The 16,769-nt window shown below is 72.0% G+C and carries 17 protein-coding genes and 1 pseudogene; 7 read left to right on the forward strand and 11 right to left on the reverse strand.

The features are described from left to right. Positions 1-66 precede the first annotated feature (66 nt). The 4 genes from proC to D9T14_RS06260 all read right to left on the reverse strand — a co-directional run bounded on the left by proC (position 67) and on the right by D9T14_RS06260 (position 3,756). Positions 67-906: a pyrroline-5-carboxylate reductase gene (gene proC / locus D9T14_RS06245; protein ID WP_119161560.1), complete on the reverse strand. Its 840-nt coding sequence runs from the start codon at positions 904-906 to the stop codon at positions 67-69. A gap of 2 nt (positions 907-908) precedes the next feature. Next, positions 909-1,946: an aspartate-semialdehyde dehydrogenase gene (locus tag D9T14_RS06250; RefSeq protein ID WP_119161561.1), complete on the reverse strand. Its 1,038-nt coding sequence runs from the start codon at positions 1,944-1,946 to the stop codon at positions 909-911. Positions 1,947-2,014: 68 nt separating this feature from the next. Next, on the reverse strand, positions 2,015-2,842 hold the full coding sequence (locus D9T14_RS06255) for a CPBP family intramembrane glutamic endopeptidase (RefSeq protein WP_119161562.1): 828 nt from the start codon (positions 2,840-2,842) through the stop codon (positions 2,015-2,017). Then, positions 2,839-3,756 carry a proline dehydrogenase family protein gene (locus D9T14_RS06260; protein ID WP_119161563.1) on the reverse strand — a complete coding sequence of 306 codons (918 nt, stop codon included), beginning with the start codon at positions 3,754-3,756 and terminating at the stop codon, positions 2,839-2,841. Before D9T14_RS06260 ends, D9T14_RS06255 begins: the two co-directional genes overlap by 4 nt. Positions 3,757-3,903: 147 nt before the next feature. Here D9T14_RS06260 and D9T14_RS06265 point away from each other — a divergent pair, with 147 nt between their 5' ends. After that, positions 3,904-4,542 carry a VOC family protein gene (locus D9T14_RS06265; protein WP_119161662.1) on the forward strand — a complete coding sequence of 213 codons (639 nt, stop codon included), beginning with the start codon at positions 3,904-3,906 and terminating at the stop codon, positions 4,540-4,542. A gap of 63 nt (positions 4,543-4,605) precedes the next feature. Next, positions 4,606-6,012: a DNA repair protein RadA gene (gene radA, locus D9T14_RS06270; RefSeq protein WP_119161564.1), complete on the forward strand. Its 1,407-nt coding sequence runs from the start codon at positions 4,606-4,608 to the stop codon at positions 6,010-6,012. Between the two features lie 39 nt (positions 6,013-6,051). Here radA and D9T14_RS06275 read toward each other — a convergent pair whose 3' ends face one another. Beyond that, a complete protein-coding gene (locus tag D9T14_RS06275) occupies positions 6,052-6,642 on the reverse strand; it encodes a hypothetical protein (protein WP_119161565.1) in 591 nt (196 codons plus the stop codon). Positions 6,643-6,828: 186 nt separating this feature from the next. Here D9T14_RS06275 and D9T14_RS06280 point away from each other — a divergent pair, with 186 nt between their 5' ends. From D9T14_RS06280 to D9T14_RS06300, 5 genes are all read left to right on the forward strand, one after another. Beyond that, the gene (locus D9T14_RS06280; RefSeq protein ID WP_119161566.1) at positions 6,829-7,734 is read left to right on the forward strand and encodes an HhH-GPD family protein; all 906 of its coding nucleotides are present in this window, start codon (positions 6,829-6,831) and stop codon (positions 7,732-7,734) included. A 265-nt stretch (positions 7,735-7,999) separates the two neighbouring features. Beyond that, entirely contained in the window at positions 8,000-8,626 is a 627-nt protein-coding gene (locus tag D9T14_RS06285) for an ECF transporter S component (protein ID WP_119161567.1), read from the forward strand. Between the two features lies 1 nt (position 8,627). Further along, positions 8,628-10,142, forward strand: coding sequence for an ABC transporter ATP-binding protein (locus D9T14_RS06290; RefSeq protein WP_119161568.1), 1,515 nt, complete (start codon positions 8,628-8,630; stop codon positions 10,140-10,142). Continuing rightward, positions 10,139-10,951, forward strand: coding sequence for an energy-coupling factor transporter transmembrane component T family protein (locus D9T14_RS06295; RefSeq protein ID WP_119161569.1), 813 nt, complete (start codon positions 10,139-10,141; stop codon positions 10,949-10,951). The genes D9T14_RS06290 and D9T14_RS06295 overlap by 4 nt, the downstream gene beginning before the upstream one ends. Further along, positions 10,948-11,499 (forward strand): nucleoside/nucleotide kinase family protein, encoded by a 552-nt coding sequence (locus tag D9T14_RS06300; RefSeq protein WP_119161570.1) that lies wholly within the window; start codon positions 10,948-10,950, stop codon positions 11,497-11,499. Before D9T14_RS06295 ends, D9T14_RS06300 begins: the two co-directional genes overlap by 4 nt. 15 nt (positions 11,500-11,514) lie before the next feature. Here D9T14_RS06300 and D9T14_RS06305 read toward each other — a convergent pair whose 3' ends face one another. From D9T14_RS06305 to folB, 6 genes and pseudogenes are all read right to left on the reverse strand, one after another. Beyond that, a complete protein-coding gene (locus tag D9T14_RS06305) occupies positions 11,515-11,940 on the reverse strand; it encodes a type I 3-dehydroquinate dehydratase (protein WP_182482058.1) in 426 nt (141 codons plus the stop codon). Positions 11,941-11,963: 23 nt separating this feature from the next. Continuing rightward, a pseudogene (locus D9T14_RS14450) lies at positions 11,964-12,260 on the reverse strand (type I 3-dehydroquinate dehydratase); the annotation flags it as partial. Positions 12,261-12,373: 113 nt separating this feature from the next. Next, complete coding sequence (locus D9T14_RS06310; protein WP_119161572.1) at positions 12,374-14,905, reverse strand: ATP-dependent Clp protease ATP-binding subunit; 2,532 nt, start codon at positions 14,903-14,905, stop codon at positions 12,374-12,376. Positions 14,906-15,216: 311 nt separating this feature from the next. Beyond that, on the reverse strand, positions 15,217-15,543 hold the full coding sequence (locus D9T14_RS06315) for a histone-like nucleoid-structuring protein Lsr2 (RefSeq protein WP_119161573.1): 327 nt from the start codon (positions 15,541-15,543) through the stop codon (positions 15,217-15,219). Between the two features lie 150 nt (positions 15,544-15,693). Continuing rightward, complete coding sequence (folK, locus tag D9T14_RS06320) at positions 15,694-16,272, reverse strand: 2-amino-4-hydroxy-6-hydroxymethyldihydropteridine diphosphokinase (protein ID WP_119161574.1); 579 nt, start codon at positions 16,270-16,272, stop codon at positions 15,694-15,696. Then, positions 16,269-16,673 carry a dihydroneopterin aldolase gene (gene folB, locus D9T14_RS06325; RefSeq protein WP_232012459.1) on the reverse strand — a complete coding sequence of 135 codons (405 nt, stop codon included), beginning with the start codon at positions 16,671-16,673 and terminating at the stop codon, positions 16,269-16,271. Before folB ends, folK begins: the two co-directional genes overlap by 4 nt. Positions 16,674-16,769 lie beyond the last annotated feature (96 nt).

Genomic DNA, 16,769 nt, shown 5'->3' on the forward strand with positions numbered 1-16,769 from the left:
TACACTCGCTGTAGGAATTTTCCGATCCTGCGCTTCCTGCGTGTCGGATTTTTCCGGCGTGAGGGTTCAGCCGAGTTCGCCGGCGCGCCGTACACAGGCGTCGACCGCGTCGACGACGGCCGCGCGCACGGCCCGCTGGTCGAGCACGCGCAGCCCGGCCGCGGTGGTGCCGCCCGGCGAGGTGACCGCCTCGCGGGCCAGCGACGGGTGCTGACCGGTCTCGGCGAGCAGCTGCGCCGAGCCCCTGACGGTCTGGACGACCAGTTCGGTGGCGAGGCTCCTGGGCAGGCCCTGGGCGACGCCGGACTCGATGAGCGCCTCGACGCCGTAGAACACCCAGGCCGGCCCGGAGCCGCTGAGCGCGGCGAGGGCGTTCTGCTGGGACTCCGGCACCACGACGGCCCTGCCGACGGCGCTCATCAGGGCGACCGCGAGATCGAGGTCGCCCTGCGTGGCGCAGGAGCCGGCGCTGATGCCGGCCATGCCGGCGCCGACCGCCGACGGCGTGTTGGGCATGACGCGCACCACGCGCGCGCCGGGCTCCAGGTGGGACTCCAGGGCCGTGGTGGCCAGGCCGGCGCAGAGACTGATGACGAGCTTCTGGTCGCCGACCTGGGTGCGGACCTCGTCGAGGAGCCCGCCGGCCGCGTGCGGTTTGACGCCGATGACGACGACGTCGGCCCAGGCGGCGGCACCGGTGTTGGTCTCGAAGGGCCGCACCCCCAGCCGCTCGGCGAGCCGTTCGCGGGTGTCCGGGGTGCGGCTCGTCACGCCGATCAGCTCGCCCGGGTGCCCGGAGGCGACCAGCCCGGCTGCGACGGTGCCGCCCATGGTGCCGGCACCCAGGAAACCCAGGCGGGGCGGCCCGCCGGCCTCACCCGCCCGGGTCTCCTGTGCGGAGGTCATCGTCAGGACCTGCCGGCCACGACGAGTTCTGCGATCTGGATGGCGTTGAGCGCGGCGCCCTTGCGCAGGTTGTCGCCGGCGATGAACATCGCCAGGCCGTGCGGCCCGGACACCGACTGGTCCATGCGGATGCGCCCGACCAGGCTCGGGTCGATGCCTGCCGAGTCGCGCGGGGTCGGCACGTCCTTGAGCTGGACGCCGGGGGCGTCGGTGAGGAGCTCGATGGCGCCCTCGACGCTCACCTCGCCGGAGAACTCGGCGTTCACCGCCAGGCCGTGGCCGGTGAACGTGGGGATGCGCACGCAGGTGCCGGAGACGGCCAGCTCGGGGATGTGCAGGATCTTGCGGGACTCGTTGCGCAGCTTCTGCTCCTCGTCGGTCTCGAGCGAGCCGTCGTCGACGAGGCTGCCGGCCAGCGGCACCGCGTTGAAGGCGATCGGCGCGACGTACGGGCCGAGGTCGTCGGGGTAGGCGATGGCGTCGCCGTGGAAGGTGAGCTCGTGGATGTCGCCCTCGCAGGCCGCGCGGGTCTGTCCCTCGAGGGTGCGTACGCCGGCCAGCCCGGAGCCCGAGGTGGCCTGGTAGGTCGCCACGACCAGGCGGGTGAGGCCCCAGGCGTCGTGCAGGGGCTTGAGCACCGGCATGGCGGCCATCGTGGTGCAGTTCGGGTTGGCGATGATGCCCTTGGGCGGGTTCACGACGTCACCGGGGTTGACCTCGGAGACGACCAGCGGCACCTCGGGGTCCATGCGCCAGCAGGAGGAGTTGTCGACGACGGTCGCGCCGGCGGCGGCGACCTTGGGGGCGTACTGGCTGGAGGCGCCCTTGCCCGCGGAGAAGATCGCCACGTCGAGGCCGCTGAAGTCGGCCGTCGCCATGTCCTCGACGGTGATCTCCTGGTCCTTCCAGGGCAGGGTGCGCCCTGCGCTGCGCGACGACGCGAAGTAGCGCATCTGCGTGACCGGGAAGTCCCTCTCGTCGAGCAGCGTGCGCATCACGCCGCCCACCTGACCTGTTGCCCCAAAAACACCAACTCGCATGGGCCGAGTCTAAAACCTGCCCGCCGGGCACGCGGGGCCGGGCCGCCCAGTGGATGCCCCGGCGCCGCTCAGAGCCAGCTCACCGCGTCGTGCAGCAGGGCGTAGCCGACGAAGCTGGCGACGTCGAGCAGGGTGTGCGCGATGACGAGCGGCCACAGCCGGCCCGTCCTGCGCCAGTACAGGCAGCAGGCGGCGCCCATGACGGCGTTGCCGATGAAGCCGCCGAAGCCCTGGTACAGGTGATAGGAGCCGCGGATCAGGGCGCTGACGGCGATGGCGGCGCCCGGATGCCAGCCGCACTGGCGCCAGCGGGTGAGCAGATAGGCGACCATGACGGTCTCCTCCAGCAGCCCGTTCGCGAAGGCCGCCAGGACGTAGACCGGGACGGTCCAGGCGTGCTCGGCCAGATTGCCGGCCGCCACCGTCGTGTTGATGCCGATCCAGCGGGCGAGGACGTAGAAACCCAGGCCCGGGACGCCGATGGCCGCGGCCAGCCCGACGCCGACGGCGGTGTCCCGGCCCAGGCGCCCGGTGTCCAGGCCGATGGCCCGCCACGGCTCGCGGCCGGGCCGCCAGAGATTGGTCAGCAGGTACAGGACGATGACCACGGGCGCGGCCAGGAAGAGGTAGTCGGCCAGCTTGTAGGCCAGGTCGAGCCAGGGGCGGTCGGGCGTCGTCGAGTTGTTGATGGGGGTCGTCTGCTGGTTGAGGGCCGGGCCCAGCGTCAGCTTGTTGAGGATCGACAGCACCGAGTAGACGGCCGACTGGCCGAGACAGACGGCGAGCACGCCGATGGTCTCCAGCCCGAGGTGGGGGCGGCGCCGCGCAGCCGTCGCGCCGGCGGCCACCGCCTCACCGCCGCCGGCCGGGCCCGTGGCCGTTTCCCGCCCGCTCATCGCCGTCCCAGCAGACTGCGCGCGTACAGCGCCCCGTTGGCCGGGTGGTCGGCGACGCGCTGCAGGAAGTAGGCGTACCAGCCGGGGCCGAAGGGCACGCAGGTGCGCATCGTGCGGCCGATGTCGGCCAGGCGGCGCTGCTCGTAGGGACGGACCCCGTAGAGCATCTGGAACTCGTGGTCGCCGGGTTCGCGACGATGCTGCCCGGCCAGGTCGAGGGCGATCTCGACGAGCCGCGGGTCGTGCGTGGCGATGACCGGGTAGGCGTCCGAGGCCATGAGCACGCGCAGGCAGCGCACGTAGGACAGGTCGACGGCGTGCCTGCTCGGGAACGTGCCGCGGCCTGCGCCCCGGTCGCCCTTGCACAGCCTGATCCGGGCGCCGTCGGCGGCCAGCACGCGACAGTCCGACTCGGTGCGGCGCAGCCCGGCCAGCAGGACGACACCGGTGCGCGGGAAGTCCCGCCGCAGCCGAGCGGTCACCGCCAGGGCGGGCTCGACCGCGTCCTGCCCGTTCACGTGAACGGTGACGTCCGCGCCGGCGGTGCTCGCGGTGGCGCAGATGCGCTCCAGCCGGGCGTGCAGCAGGTCCTGCCCGCCGCCCGGGGCGAGGAGCGCGGACGGTTTGACGTTGATGTCGGCTCCGGCGCTCAGGCCGGCCTCGGCGAGCGCATCGAGGCAGCCCAGGTAGGAGCGTTCGTTGACGCCGGCGGCGGCGTCGTCGGCGGCCTCGGGGAGCAGGGCGTCGACGCTGACCGCCAGCCCCTTGTAGCGCTGGTCGGCGAGTACCTCGGTGAGCTCGTCGAGCGTCTCGCCTGCGACATAGCGCCCGATCAGCTCGCGGGTCGCGGGAGCCTCGACGAGCAGACGGTGGAAACCGTCGAGCCGGGACAGGTGCATGAGCATCCGTCTCATCGCTGCTCCGCTCGTGTCGGGGTGCCGCGGCACCGCTGGGCTCGGGCGACCACGCGGCGCCTGGGCCCTGCCGTGCGGTCTCGCTCAAGGTTAGTGGACCCTTGAACGGAACCGGCCGGCAGTGGTTGGGACAATGCAGGCATGCACATGCGTCTGGACCATCTGACGTTCGCAACGGGCCCCGGGGGCCTGGCCTCGACGGCACGCGAGCTCGGTGACTGGCTCGGTACCGAGGCGAAGGACGGCGGCTTCCATCCCCGGTTCGGCACACGCAACAACGTCATCCCGCTCACCGGCGGACGCTACCTCGAGATCGCCGAGGTGCTCGACCACCCGGCCGCCGCCAAGGCCGTCTACGGTCAGGCGGTGCGGAGGCGATCGGAGCAGGGCGGCGGCTGGATGAGCTGGGTGCTCGCGGTCGACGACCTCGCACCGTGGGAGCGGCGCCTCAAGCGCAAGGCGGTGCCCGGTTCCCGGCGCTTCCCGGACGGACGGCTGCTCACCTGGCACCAGATCGGCGCCAGGGGCATGCTGACCGACCCCCAGCTGCCGTACTTCCTGCACTGGGAGAGCGCGGACGAACTGCTGCCCAGCGCACTCGACAGCGACGTGTCGCTGCTGGCGATCGAGATGATCGGGTCCCGCTCGCGCGTCGAGGAATGGCTCGGCGAACCCCTCCCGGACGTCTTCGACGGGGTGACCATCGAGTTCAGCTCCCCGTTCGGCCACCCCGGGATCGCAGCGGCGGTGTTCTCCTCCCCCGGCAGGGGCACCCTCAGGATCTGAGGCGCCGGCGGCGGGGCCCGGGCCGGACCAGAAATGTCGGCGTCGGCGCCTAACGTGTGGCCCATGGCCAGGAAACAGCATGACAGCTACCGGTGCAGCGAGTGCGGGTGGACGAGTCCGGTGTGGGTCGGGCGCTGCGGGCAGTGCCAGACCTGGGGCAGCGTCGTCGAACGCGACGCACCCCCGATGGCCTCCGTCCCCTCGCACGAACCCGTCTCGCAGGCCGTGCCGATCGCTCAGGTCTGTGCCCAGGCGGCCGACCGCAGGCTGACAGGCATCGGCGAGCTCGACCGTGTCCTCGGCGGCGGCCTGGTGCCCGGGGTCGTCGTCCTGCTGGCCGGCGAGCCGGGGGTCGGCAAGTCGACGCTGCTGCTCGAGGTCGCAGCGCAGTGGGCGCGCAGCGGCAATCGCACGCTGTACATCACCGGCGAGGAGTCGGCCTCGCAGGTGCGGCTGCGGGCCGAACGCACCGGCGCGCTGGCCGACGAACTGTACCTGGCGGCGGAGAACGACCTCGGCACCGTGCTCGGCCACATCGAGCAGACCGAGCCCACCCTCATGGTGCTCGACTCGATCCAGACGGTCGGCGCGGCCCAGACGGACGGCATCATGGGCGGCTCCGCGCAGGTGCGCGAGGTGACCGCGGCCCTCGTGCGCGTCGCGAAGGCCCGTGGCATGGCGGTCGTCATCGTCGGTCACGTCACCAAGGACGGCGCGATCGCCGGCCCCCGCACCCTCGAGCACCTGGTCGACGTCGTCCTCAACTTCGAGGGCGACCGTCACTCCGGTTTCCGGATGGTGCGTGCCGTCAAGAACCGCTACGGGCCCTCCGACGAGGTGGGCTGCTTCGAGATGGCCGAGCGCGGCATCGTCGAGGTGCCCGACCCGTCGGGCCTGTTCACCACCCGCCACGAGGAGCCGGTTCCGGGCACCTGCGTCACCGTGACGATGGAGGGACGCCGCCCGCTGCTCGCCGAGGTGCAGGGCCTGGCCGCGAAGGTGCGCAAGGAGGCCCCGGTGCGCCGGATCACCAACGGCATCGAGTTCTCGCGCGTCTCGATGGTGCTCGCCGTACTGCAGTCGAAGGCGCGTCTGCGCCTGTTCGACCGGGACGTCTACGTGAGCACCGTCGGCGGGGCACGCATCACCGATCCGAGTGCCGACCTTGCGGTGGCGATCGCCGTCGCATCGGCACTGGTCGACCGCAACTTCCCGCACAAGGTGCTCGCCCTCGGCGAGGTCGGTCTGGCCGGTGACCTGCGCCGCGTGCCGGGGCTGGAACGCCGCCTCGCCGAGGCCGCCCGGCTCGGTTTCGAGCTGGCCGTCGTCCCGGCCGGCAGCCGTGACCGCACTGCCCCGCTCCCCGGCCGCCTCGAGGTCGTCGAGGTCTCCAGCGTCGCCCAGGCGCTCGGCGTGCTCGATCTGCGCAGGACGGACCGCAGGGGTCCGGCCGAGGGGAACGGCGGCTGAGCGACCAGGCGGGCTGGCCCGCCCCACCGGGCCGATGGTTCAGGCCAGTGCGAACTGGGAAGTGGCGTAGCCGCCGCCGTCGAGTTCGGCGGTGACCGCATAGTTGCCCGCCGTGACGGCCTTGCCGCTGTCGGAGCAGCCCTCGCCCACGCGCCTGCCCGGCCAGGTGACGGTCAGCGACACCGGGTCGGCGTCCATGAGCGCGAGCTGCCCGGCCGGTGCGGCATCGGTGCAGGTTGCGGTGCTCCAGTACTCGTCCGAGCCGGAGTTCACCGTGACGGACAGCTTGTGCTCGTCCAGGTCCAGTGAGCACGGGGTCCCGGCCCTGGCGGCGAATTGCACGGTCATCTCCACTGCCTGGCCGGCCTCGGTGCCGTCCGGCGCGACGACGTCCAGGATCACGTCGTCAAGAACGCAGTGACCGTCGTCGTCGGGCGTCTGGTCCGTGCCCGGGGTCTGCGCCGTCGTCCCGGTGCCGGCGGCCTCGGCGCTGCCCCCGCCGCCACGGACGCGTCCCACGACGAGGCTGACCGCCGCGATGATCGCGATGACGATGAACATGATGACGGCACGGCGACGCCAGTACACGGCCTCACCCTCGGGCCCCTGCGGGTGCAGGAGTGTGTTCATGCCCCTCATGCTAAGGGCGCCCTCGGCCCGAGCCGCACACGACGCGCCTTGTCGCCTCGCGTGAAGCAGTGCCCCTCACCGGACGGGGCCACCGGGTGCGCCAGTGCTCCCCGGCCGGGCCGCCCGCCCCCCGGTCCGCCCCCGGGGCACGTGCCGCGGCGAGTGGGCCCGCATAGGCTGGCCGACATGCCGACTGCCAAGACCCCCGCCGCGCCCGGCCCGGCCGAGCGCGCCAGGATCATCGAGGCCGTCACCAGGTGGTTCGCCACCGCGGCACGGCCGCTGCCCTGGCGCGAACCGTCGGTGAGCCCGTGGGCTGTCATGGTCAGCGAGTTCATGGCCCAGCAGACGCCGGTGGCCCGTGTCATCGGCCCGTGGCACGCCTGGCTGCGCCGCTGGCCGGAACCGGCGGCGCTCGCCGCCGATCCGGCGAGCGAGGCGGTCGCCGCGTGGGGACGCCTGGGTTACCCGCGCCGGGCCCTGCGCCTGCATGGCGCCGCGACGGCGATCGTGGCACGCCACGGCGGCCAGGTGCCCGCCGAACCCGATCAGTTGCGTGCGCTGCCCGGCGTCGGGGAGTACACGGCTGCCGCCATCGCCAGTTTCGCCTTCGGCGCCCGGGCCGTCGTCCTCGACACGAACGTGCGGCGCGTCCTGGCCCGCATCGACCTGGGCAGGCAGTACCCGGCGAATGCGACGACCGCCGCCGAGCGCCGGCTGGCGGCGCAGTGGCTGCCCGAGGACGCCGCGACCGCGGCCCGCTGGGCGGCCGCGTCGATGGAGCTCGGCGCGCTCGTCTGCACGGCGAGCGGCCCCGACTGCGCCCACTGCCCGGTTGCCGGCCACTGCCGCTGGCTGGCGGCGGGCCGCCCCGCCCACGAGGGCCCGGCCAGGCGCAGGCAGGCCTATGCCGGCACCGACCGTCAGGCCCGCGGCCGGCTGCTCGACCAGCTGCGCAGCAACCGGGCCGGTGTCCAGACCGAGGTGCTGCTCGGCTGCTGGGAGGCGGACCGGGCGCAGGCCCGCCGCGCCCTGGACGGCCTGCTCGCCGACGGCCTGGCCCACCGCCGGGGCGAGCTCATCGTGCTCTGACTCACCTGCCTGCCGGGGCAGGACCGGGCGGGCTCCGGGCCTGCGGGTCCGGGGCCGAGGACACGGACCGGCAGGGTCAGGCGGCGCCTATACTTGGCCCCGAACACGGGAGTCCGGTGCACCGGGCTGAGAGGAAGGCGACGAGCCTTCGACCGTCGAACCTGATCCGGGTCATGCCGGCGCAGGGAGGCCTCTTGCGGAGCATCTTCGCACCGTGCCCCACCAGCCAGGACCGTTTCGGCGGTCCGTCACCGAGAGGGCACACATGTCATCCGACTCGTCCACCACTGACCGCACCCGTCCGCCCGGGCCCGCCCGCCGTGGCTGGCGGGTCGTCGACATCGTCGTCGCCGCCGTCCTGGCCGTCGCCGTCGGCCTCATCTTCTGGCTCTGGAACGCCGCCGGTGGCGCCTGGTACGGGGCGATGAGCGCACTGACCCCGGGCCTCGGCGGCCTGGCCACCGGCATCTGGTACCTCGGCGGCCCGCTGGGCGGCCAGGTCATCCGCAAGCCGGGCGCCGCGGTCTTCGTCGAACTCGTCGCCGCCCTGGTCTCCACCGCCATCGGTAGTCAGTGGGGCATCACGACGCTCACCTCGGGCCTGTTCCAGGGGCTCGGCGCCGGCCTGGTCTTCGCCGCCTTCGGCTACCGGGTCTGGTCGCTGCCCGTCACGATGCTCGCCGGCGCCGGCGCCGGCATCGGAGCCTGGCTCAACGAGTTGTTCATCGGCACCACCCCGAACATCACGCTGGGCCTGACGTACAACGCGATCTACCTGGTCACCAACGTCATCAGCGGCGCCGTCCTGGCCGGCCTGCTCGCCTGGGTCCTCACCCGGGCGCTGGCCCGCACCGGTGCGCTGAGCCGTTTCGCCTCGGGACGCTCGGTCTGAGATGAGGCCCGCGGTCGAGGTCCGGGGCTGGGGCTGGCGCTACTCCGGCCGCAGCGCGTGGGCCGCCCGCGACATCTCGTTCACCCTCGCCGAGGGTGAACGAGTGCTCCTGCTCGGCCCCTCCGGCGCCGGCAAGTCGACGCTGCTGGCGGGGCTGGCCGGTGTGCTCGGCGACGAGGACGAGGGTGAGGAGGCCGGCGCCCTGCGGGTGGGCGGCAAGCACCCCACCCGCATGCGCGGGGCCATCGGGCTGGTCATGCAGGACCCCGACGCGCAGGTCATCAGCCAGCGTGTCGGCGACGACGTGGCCTTCGGCTGCGAGAACCTGGGCATGGCCCGCGAGGACATCTGGTCCGCCGTCGGTGCCGGCCTGGACGCGGTGAACCTGCGCCTGCCGCTGGAGCACCCGACGAGCGCCCTGTCCGGCGGGCAGAAGCAGCGCCTGGCGATCGCCGGGGCCCTCGCCATGCAGTCCGGCAGCGGCGAGGGCACGCGCCTGCTCTGCCTGGACGAGCCGACCGCCAATCTCGACCCCGCCGGCGTGGAGCGGGTGCGCGAGGCCGTGACGAACGTGGTCGCCGACCGCCGCACGACGCTCGTCATCGTCGAACACCGCATCGAGGTCTGGTCCGGGCTGGTCGACAGGGTCATCGTGCTCGCAGCCGGCGGGGGCGTCCTGGCCGACGGAAGCCCCGCCGAGGTCTTCGCCGCCCGCGGCCCGGAACTGGCGGCCGCCGGGGCGTGGGTGCCCGGGATCGCCCCCGACGTCCAGCCGCGCAGCAACCGGCCGGCATCCGGCCCCCCGATCCTGACCGGCCACCGGCTCACGATCGGGTACCGGGCCGGGCAGCCCGTCCAGGCGGGGCTGGAGGTGGCCATCCCGTCCGGCCTGTCGACGGTCGTCGTGGGGCCGAACGGCGCGGGCAAGACGACGCTGGCCCTCACCCTGGCCGGCCTGCTCGCCCCGCTCTCGGGACGGGTCGAGGCCACCGAGGCGCTGCGCCCCGGGCACACCGGTTTTCTCACTCGCGCCATGCGCCGCCGCTTCGACCCGGCCTCCCCGGCCACCTGGGCCAGCCGCGACCTGCTGACCCGGCTCGGCGTCGTCTTCCAGAACCCGGAGCACCAGTTCGTCGAGACGAGCGTGCGCGCCGAGCTCGGTGTCGGGCTGAGGGCGCTCGGCCGCCCGAGGAGCGAGATCACCGGCGAGGTCGATGCCCTGCTGGAGCGCCTGCACCTGACCGGCGTGGCCGACGCCAATCCCTTCACCCTCTCCGGTGGCGAGAAACGCCGACTGTCGGTGGGCACCGTGCTGGCCACCGGCCCCTCGCTCATCGTCCTGGACGAACCCACCTTCGGGCAGGACCGCACCACCTGGACCGACCTGGTCGAGCTGGTGCAGGCGATCCTCGACGAGGGCCGCACCATCGTCTCGGTCACCCACGACGACAGCTACCTGCAGGTGCTCGGCGAGAACCTGCTTCCCCTGGAGCCGGCCGACCGGGAGGCGGCATGAGCGCCGCGACCACCACACGACCCGAACACGCCGCGACGGCCCCCGACGCCACCGCACTCGACCGGCTCAACCCCGTCTCACGGCTGGGGCTGTCGGTCCTCGTCGCGCTGCCGGTGCTCATCAGCCTCGACTGGCTGAGCGCGAGCATCATGCTGGCCGGGCTGCTCGTCGTCTTCCGGGCGGCAGGGGTGCCGCTGGCCACGATGGCCCGCCGCATGATCCCGGTCGTCGTCGCCGCGCTGCTCGCCGCCGTGACGATGGCCCTCTACGGCAAGCCCGGCGGCACCGTCCACTGGCACTGGTGGCTCGTCGTCATCACGCAGCGCTCGCTGACGATGGCCGGCGCCGTCATCCTGCGGGTCCTCGTGCTCGGCCTGTCGGCGGTCGTCCTGCTCGGCGGGCTCGACCTGACGGCGATGGCCGACGGACTGGCGCAGGTCCTCAGGCTCCCGGCCCGTTTCGTGCTCGGCGCGCTGGCCGGCATGCGCATGCTGAGCCTGTTCCTCGAGGACTGGCGCACCCTGGGGCAGGCCCGCCGGGCGCGCGGCCTGGGCGACACGGGCCGGTTCAGGCGCTGGGCGACGATGGCCTTCGCGCTACTCGTCTTCGCGATCAGGCGCGGCACGAGGCTGGCCACGGCCATGGAGGCCCGCGGCTTCGACGCCGAACACGCCCGGAACCGCACCTGGGCGCGCCCGTCCCGGCTGGGCCGCGCCGACCTCGCCGCGGCCGTCATCGCCCTCGCGCTCGTCGTCTCGTCCCTCGCCGCAGCGATCGTGGCGGGCACCTTCGCGCCGGTGACCTCATGAGGATGCGCCTGCCCGCAGCGCTGGGCCGCCTGGCCGATCGGGCCGTCGCCGACGCGGCCGGGCGGCGCCTGGTCGTCCTGCTGGACGGCGGTTCCGGCAGCGGCAAGAGCCGGCTGGCGGACGGTCTGGTGGCGGCGCTCGCCGAACGCGGCGTCCACGACCTGCAGCTGGTCCGGCTGGACGACGTCTACCCCGGCTGGCAGGGGCTGGCCGACGCCGCGGCCCAGGTGCCGGGGCTGATCGGCGGCGCCGGCCCGGGCTACTGGCGCTGGGACTGGTCCGGGCAGCACCGCACCACCAGGGTCGACCTCGACCCCGCCGCTGCCCTGCTCGTGGAGGGCTGCGGGGCCCTCACCCGGGACTCCGCCCCGCTCGCGACGACGCGCCTGTGGCTCGCGATGAACCACGACGACCGCAAGGCGCGGGCGCTGGGCCGTGACGGCGAGCTGTTCGCCACGCACTGGGACGAGTGGGCAGCGCAGGAACGCGCCCACTGGCGGGCCAACCGGCCCGCGCGGCTGGCCGACGTGCGGCTGAGCTGGCGCTGAGCCGGGGCGCCGCGGTCAGCGGCGGCGCAGCCGGTCGATGGCGGCCACGACCTGCACCAGGTCATCCACCGGAAGCTGGCCCGGCGCGGAGACGTCCTGGCCGAGCGAGGCGAAACCGGCCGCCGAACCGAAGTCCCAGCCCAGGAGGCGGCTGGCGAGCCCCAGCGGGCCCATGGCCATCGCGATGACCGGCTGCGCCAGCTCGGCACCGGCCAGGGCACAGGCCTCGAGCAGGCGCGCCACGTCGGCCGGGACCCGGGGCATGACGGCGATCTTGCACACGTCCGCCCCGGCGGCGGCCTGGGCGCGCAGCCGGTCGAGCATCTCGTCGAGCCCGGGTGTCGCGGTGACGTCATGGTAGGAGCCGACGACGCGCCGGCCGGCGTCGTGCACCGCGGCGACGAGCCGCGCCGCGCCGGGGCGCGCGCACTCGACGTCCACCAGATCGACGCCCCGGAGACGGCCAGGGCGGCGACGAGTTCGGCGTAGCCGTCGGTCCCGCGGTCGAAGCGACCGCCCTCGGCCGCGGTCCGCACGGTCGTCAGCAGCGGACGAGCGGCGCGGGCGGCCAGCCGAGACGCCAGCAGCCCGGCACGGGCCGGCGTGGGATCGTCGAGCAGGTCGACGCGCCACTCGACGATGTCGGCCGGGCTCGCCGCGGCCCTGTCCGCCTGGGCGAGCAGCTGCGCCTCGCCGGGAGCGGTGAGGGGGACGATGATGGCGGGCCGTGTCCCGCCGAGCTCAACGGTGGCCAGTTCGATCGTCGACTTGGTCTCAGGCTACCGGCGAGCCCGGGGCGGAGGCCCAGGGCCGGAACAGCGAGGAGGCCGGCGCGCACCATGCGCACCGGCCTCCCGCCGTCTCGATCAGGGGGTCACTCCTGCGGGGCGTCCCCGCCGGTCAGCTGCACCAGATCGGCGTCGGCCACGGCGGCCTTGGGGGTACCGGCGAAGGTGAAGGGCTCGGAGCTCTTCTCGTCGGCCCCCTCGGCCACGTCGACGACGACGATCTCGCCTGGCTTCAACTCGCTGTAGAGGATCCGCTCGCTGATCGGGTCCTCGATGTCGCGCTGGATGGCCCTGCGCAGCGGCCTGGCGCCGAGCACCGGGTCGAAACCGCGGCGGCCGATGAGCTGCTTGGCGGCGTCGGTGAGCTCGATGCTCATGTCGCGCTCGGACAGGCGCTTCTCGATCTGGCCGACCATGAGGTCGACGATGCGCAGGATGTCGTCCTGGGTGAGCTGGTGGAAGACGACGACCTCGTCCACGCGGTTGAGGAACTCGGGGCGGAAGTGCGTCTTGAGCTCCTCGGACACCTTGGCCTTCATCGCGTCGTAGCCGCTCTCGGTGTCGCCGGCGCGGCTGAAACCGAGGTTGACGGTGCGGCTGATGTCGCGCGAACCGAGGTTCGTCGTCATGACGATCACTGTGTTCTTGAAGTCGACCACCCGGCCTTGGGCGTCGGTCAGACGGCCCTCGTCGAGGATCTGCAGCAACGAGTTGAAGATGTCCGGGTGGGCCTTCTCGATCTCGTCGAAGAGGATGACGCTGAACGGCTTGCGGCGCACCTTCTCGGTGAGCTGGCCGCCCTCCTCGTAGCCGACGTAGCCGGGCGGGGAGCCGAACATGCGGCTCGCCGTGTGCTTCTCGGAGTACTCGCTCATGTCGAGGGTGATGAGGGCGTCCTCGTCACCGAACAGGAACTCGGTCAGCGCCTTGGTCAGCTCGGTCTTGCCGACGCCGGAGGGGCCCGCGAAGATGAACGAGCCCGACGGGCGGTTGGGGTCCTTCAGGCCGGCGCGGGTGCGGCGGATCGACCGTGAGATGGCCTTCACGGCCTCGTCCTGGCCGATGTAGCGCTTGTGCAGCTCGTCCTCCATGTGGAGCAGCCGCTGCGACTCGGCCTCGGTCAGCCGTGACACAGGCACACCGGTGGAGCTGGACAGGACCTCCGCGATCTCCTCCTCGCCGATGATGGCGGGGACGTCGGAGGCCCCCTCCTTCCAGGCCGCCTCCTTCTCGGCGCGGGCCGCCAGGATCTTGCGTTCGTCGTCGCGCAGCTTCGCGGCGGCCTCGAAGTCCTGGTGGTCGATCGCCGACTCCTTCTCGGCGCGGACGCCGGCGAGCCGCTCGTCGAACTCGCGCAGGTCCGGCGGCGCGGTCATCCGCGCGATGCGCAGGCGGGCACCCGCCTCGTCGATCAGGTCGATGGCCTTGTCGGGCAAGAAACGGTCCTGCACATAGCGGTCGGCCAGATTGGCCGCGGCGGTGAGCGCCTCGTCGGTGATGGTCACCTTGTGGTGCGCCTCGTAGCGGTCGCGCAGCCCCTTGAGGATCTCGATGGTCAGCGGAATGGACGGCTCGTCCACCTGGATCGGCTGGAAGCGGCGTTCGAGGGCCGCGTCCTTCTCGATGTGCTTGCGGTACTCGTCGAGCGTCGTGGCGCCGATGGTCTGCAGCTCGCCCCTCGCCAGCATGGGCTTGAGGATCGAGGCCGCGTCGATCGCGCCCTCGGCGGCGCCGGCACCGACGAGGGTGTGGATCTCGTCGATGAACAGGACGATGTCACCGCGGGTCTTGATCTCCTTGAGCACCTTCTTGAGGCGTTCCTCGAAGTCGCCGCGGTACCGCGAGCCGGCGACGAGGGCGCCGAGGTCGAGCGAGTAGATCTGGTGGTTGCGCAGGGTCTCGGGCACGTCGCCGCGGACGATCGCCTGGGCCAGGCCCTCGACGACGGCGGTCTTGCCGACCCCGGGCTCGCCGATCAGCACGGGGTTGTTCTTGGTGCGACGGCTCAGCACCGTCATGACGCGCTCGATCTCCTTCTGGCGGCCGATGACCGGGTCGAGGCTGCCCTCGCGGGCGGCCTGGGTCAGATTGCGGCCGAACTGGTCGAGCGTGCTGTTGGACGGACTGGAACTCGGGGCCTCGGGGGCGCCGGCCGTGGCGGGCTGCGCGCCGCTCTCCTCCTGGTAGCCGCTCAGCAGCGCCAGGACGGTGGTGCGCACGCGATTGAGGTCGGCGCCGAGCTTGATGAGTACCTGGGCCGCGACGCCCTCGCCCTCGCGGATCAGGCCCAGCAGGATGTGCTCGGTGCCGATGTACGAGTGGTTCATCTGCAGCGCCTCGCGCAAGGAGAGCTCGAGAACCTTCTTGGCGCGGGGGGTGAACGGGATGTGGCCGGTGGGCGGGTTCTGACCGTGACCGATGATCTCCTCGACCTGCTCGCGCACGGCCTCCAGGGAGATGCCCAGCTGCTCCAGTGCCTTCGCCGCGACGCCCTCGCCCTCGTGGATCAGGCCCAGCAGGATGTGCTCGGTGCCGATGTAGTTGTGGTTCAGCATCTTCGCTTCGTCTTGAGCAAGCACGATGACACGGCGTGCCCGGTCGGTAAAGCGCTCAAACATTGGTCTCCTTCAGCGGACCCCGACGGATCCTCCAAGAACGCCCGAGCCCGACCTGGCTGGCCTGAGTCTGGTGCGCTCAAGTTTCATCATACAAACCCTGACCCAACGCCCAATGCTCCTCCTGTTCGCCTCAGGCACAAGGCGCGCGCACCCGGTCCAGTGCCCCGCGTCCCCTGCTGCCGGGGCCCGGCGGTGCGGCGGGCGGGACCGCCGCGGGCACGGCGAAGGGGGCGAGGAGACCAGCTCCTCGCCCCCTTCGCCGCCCTCGCACGCCGGCCGGGCGGACCGGCTCGACGCGGGCGATGTCACGTTCAGTGCTGCGCAGCCTCGTACGCCTGGCGCACCTCGTTGGGAATACGGCCGCGCGGGGGAACCTCGTGGCCATTCTCCTGCGCCCACTTGCGAATCTTGGCCGCATTGCTCGTGCTGCCGCCCCCGGAACGACGACCGGTGCTGCGTCGGCCGCTCACCCGGCGGGCATTCCCGACCCAGTGGGCGAGCTGGTCACGAAGCCGCGAGGCGTTCTCCTCGGAGAGGTCGATTTCGTAGGTGACGCCATCGAGACCGAAATTCACGGTCTCGGCAGCCTCGCTGCCATCGACGTCGTCAGTAAGGATCACCTGCACCTTGCGGGCCATTTTTCCTCCTCATCGAAGGGCACCGCACCGAGGCGATACCCGTTGGTTTTCCATCCGGACGTAGACAATATAACCAGCAAGCCCAACCGGAGGCAAAAACAATGCGAAAAAACTGTTCCGAATGCCGAGAAAGCCCCGAGTCACACCGGATCAGTCAATGCCGGGAGCAGCAGCATCGACCGTATCGGCCGCACCGTCCGGCCATGCCCAGCACTCGGCGAGTTCGACCCCGGAGGTGTCCAGGGCACTCAGCAGATCGGTAATTCTGCCATCCGGAAGGGCCGCCTCGGGTTCCAGTTCGGCCCATGGGACGAGGACGAATGCCCGCCCTCGCGCGCGCGGATGTGGCAGTTGCAGCCGTTGGCTGTCGTTGCTGCATTCACCGACCATGACCAGATCAATGTCGAGAGTGCGGGGACCATGCGGATTGTCCGGATCCCGCCACCGCCCGTGGGCGTCCTCGATGGCGTTGGCGCGGTCGAGCAGTTCAAGCGGATCCAGCGCCGAGTCCGCCGTGACGACGACATTGAGGAAGTCGTCCTGCGCAGTGTTGCCCACTGGCCTGGTGCGGTACACCGACGAGACGCGCACGCGCCGGATTCCCGGTGTACCGGCCAGATCACGAACACCGGCCCGCAGATTCGCCAGCGGATCACCCAGGTTCGAGCCCATGCTGAACACCACGTGCCGTTCAGGAGCGCCCGGTTCGGGACCACTGTGTGCGTTCATGCCGGCTGCTCGGTATTTCCCGAGTCCCTGACAACGGTCACCGAGACATCCTGGAAGGGGAAACCGATGGGCGCCTGCGGCTTGTGCACACACACCGCCACGGCATGTATTCCCGGCAGTTCCCGACACGAATCCGCGATACGAGCAGCAAGGGTCTCGATGAGATTGACGGGTGTGGTCTCGACCTGACGAACAGCACGCCGGGCGATGTCGGCATAGCTGACGGCCCGGGACAGTTCATCGGCGTCGGGTTCGTCGACGATCAATTCGACGTCGATGACGAAGGGCTGTTCCTCGACCCGTTCCCCGGGCAGGACTCCGTGCCTCGCCATGACGCGCAGACCGTTCACCACGATCCGGGTCCGGCCCGGCACGAGTTTCCCCGGCATCTGCTCCAGCATCGGCCCCCTCCGACGATCATCTCGCCCGTCATTGTTCCAGCCGTGCACAATCGGGGCAGTCATTCAATCCCGTGTGTCGCCCGCGGCCGCCTTCTC

Source organism: Propionibacterium australiense (genome assembly GCF_003666605.1).
Lineage (GTDB): Bacteria > Actinomycetota > Actinomycetes > Propionibacteriales > Propionibacteriaceae > Propionibacterium > Propionibacterium australiense.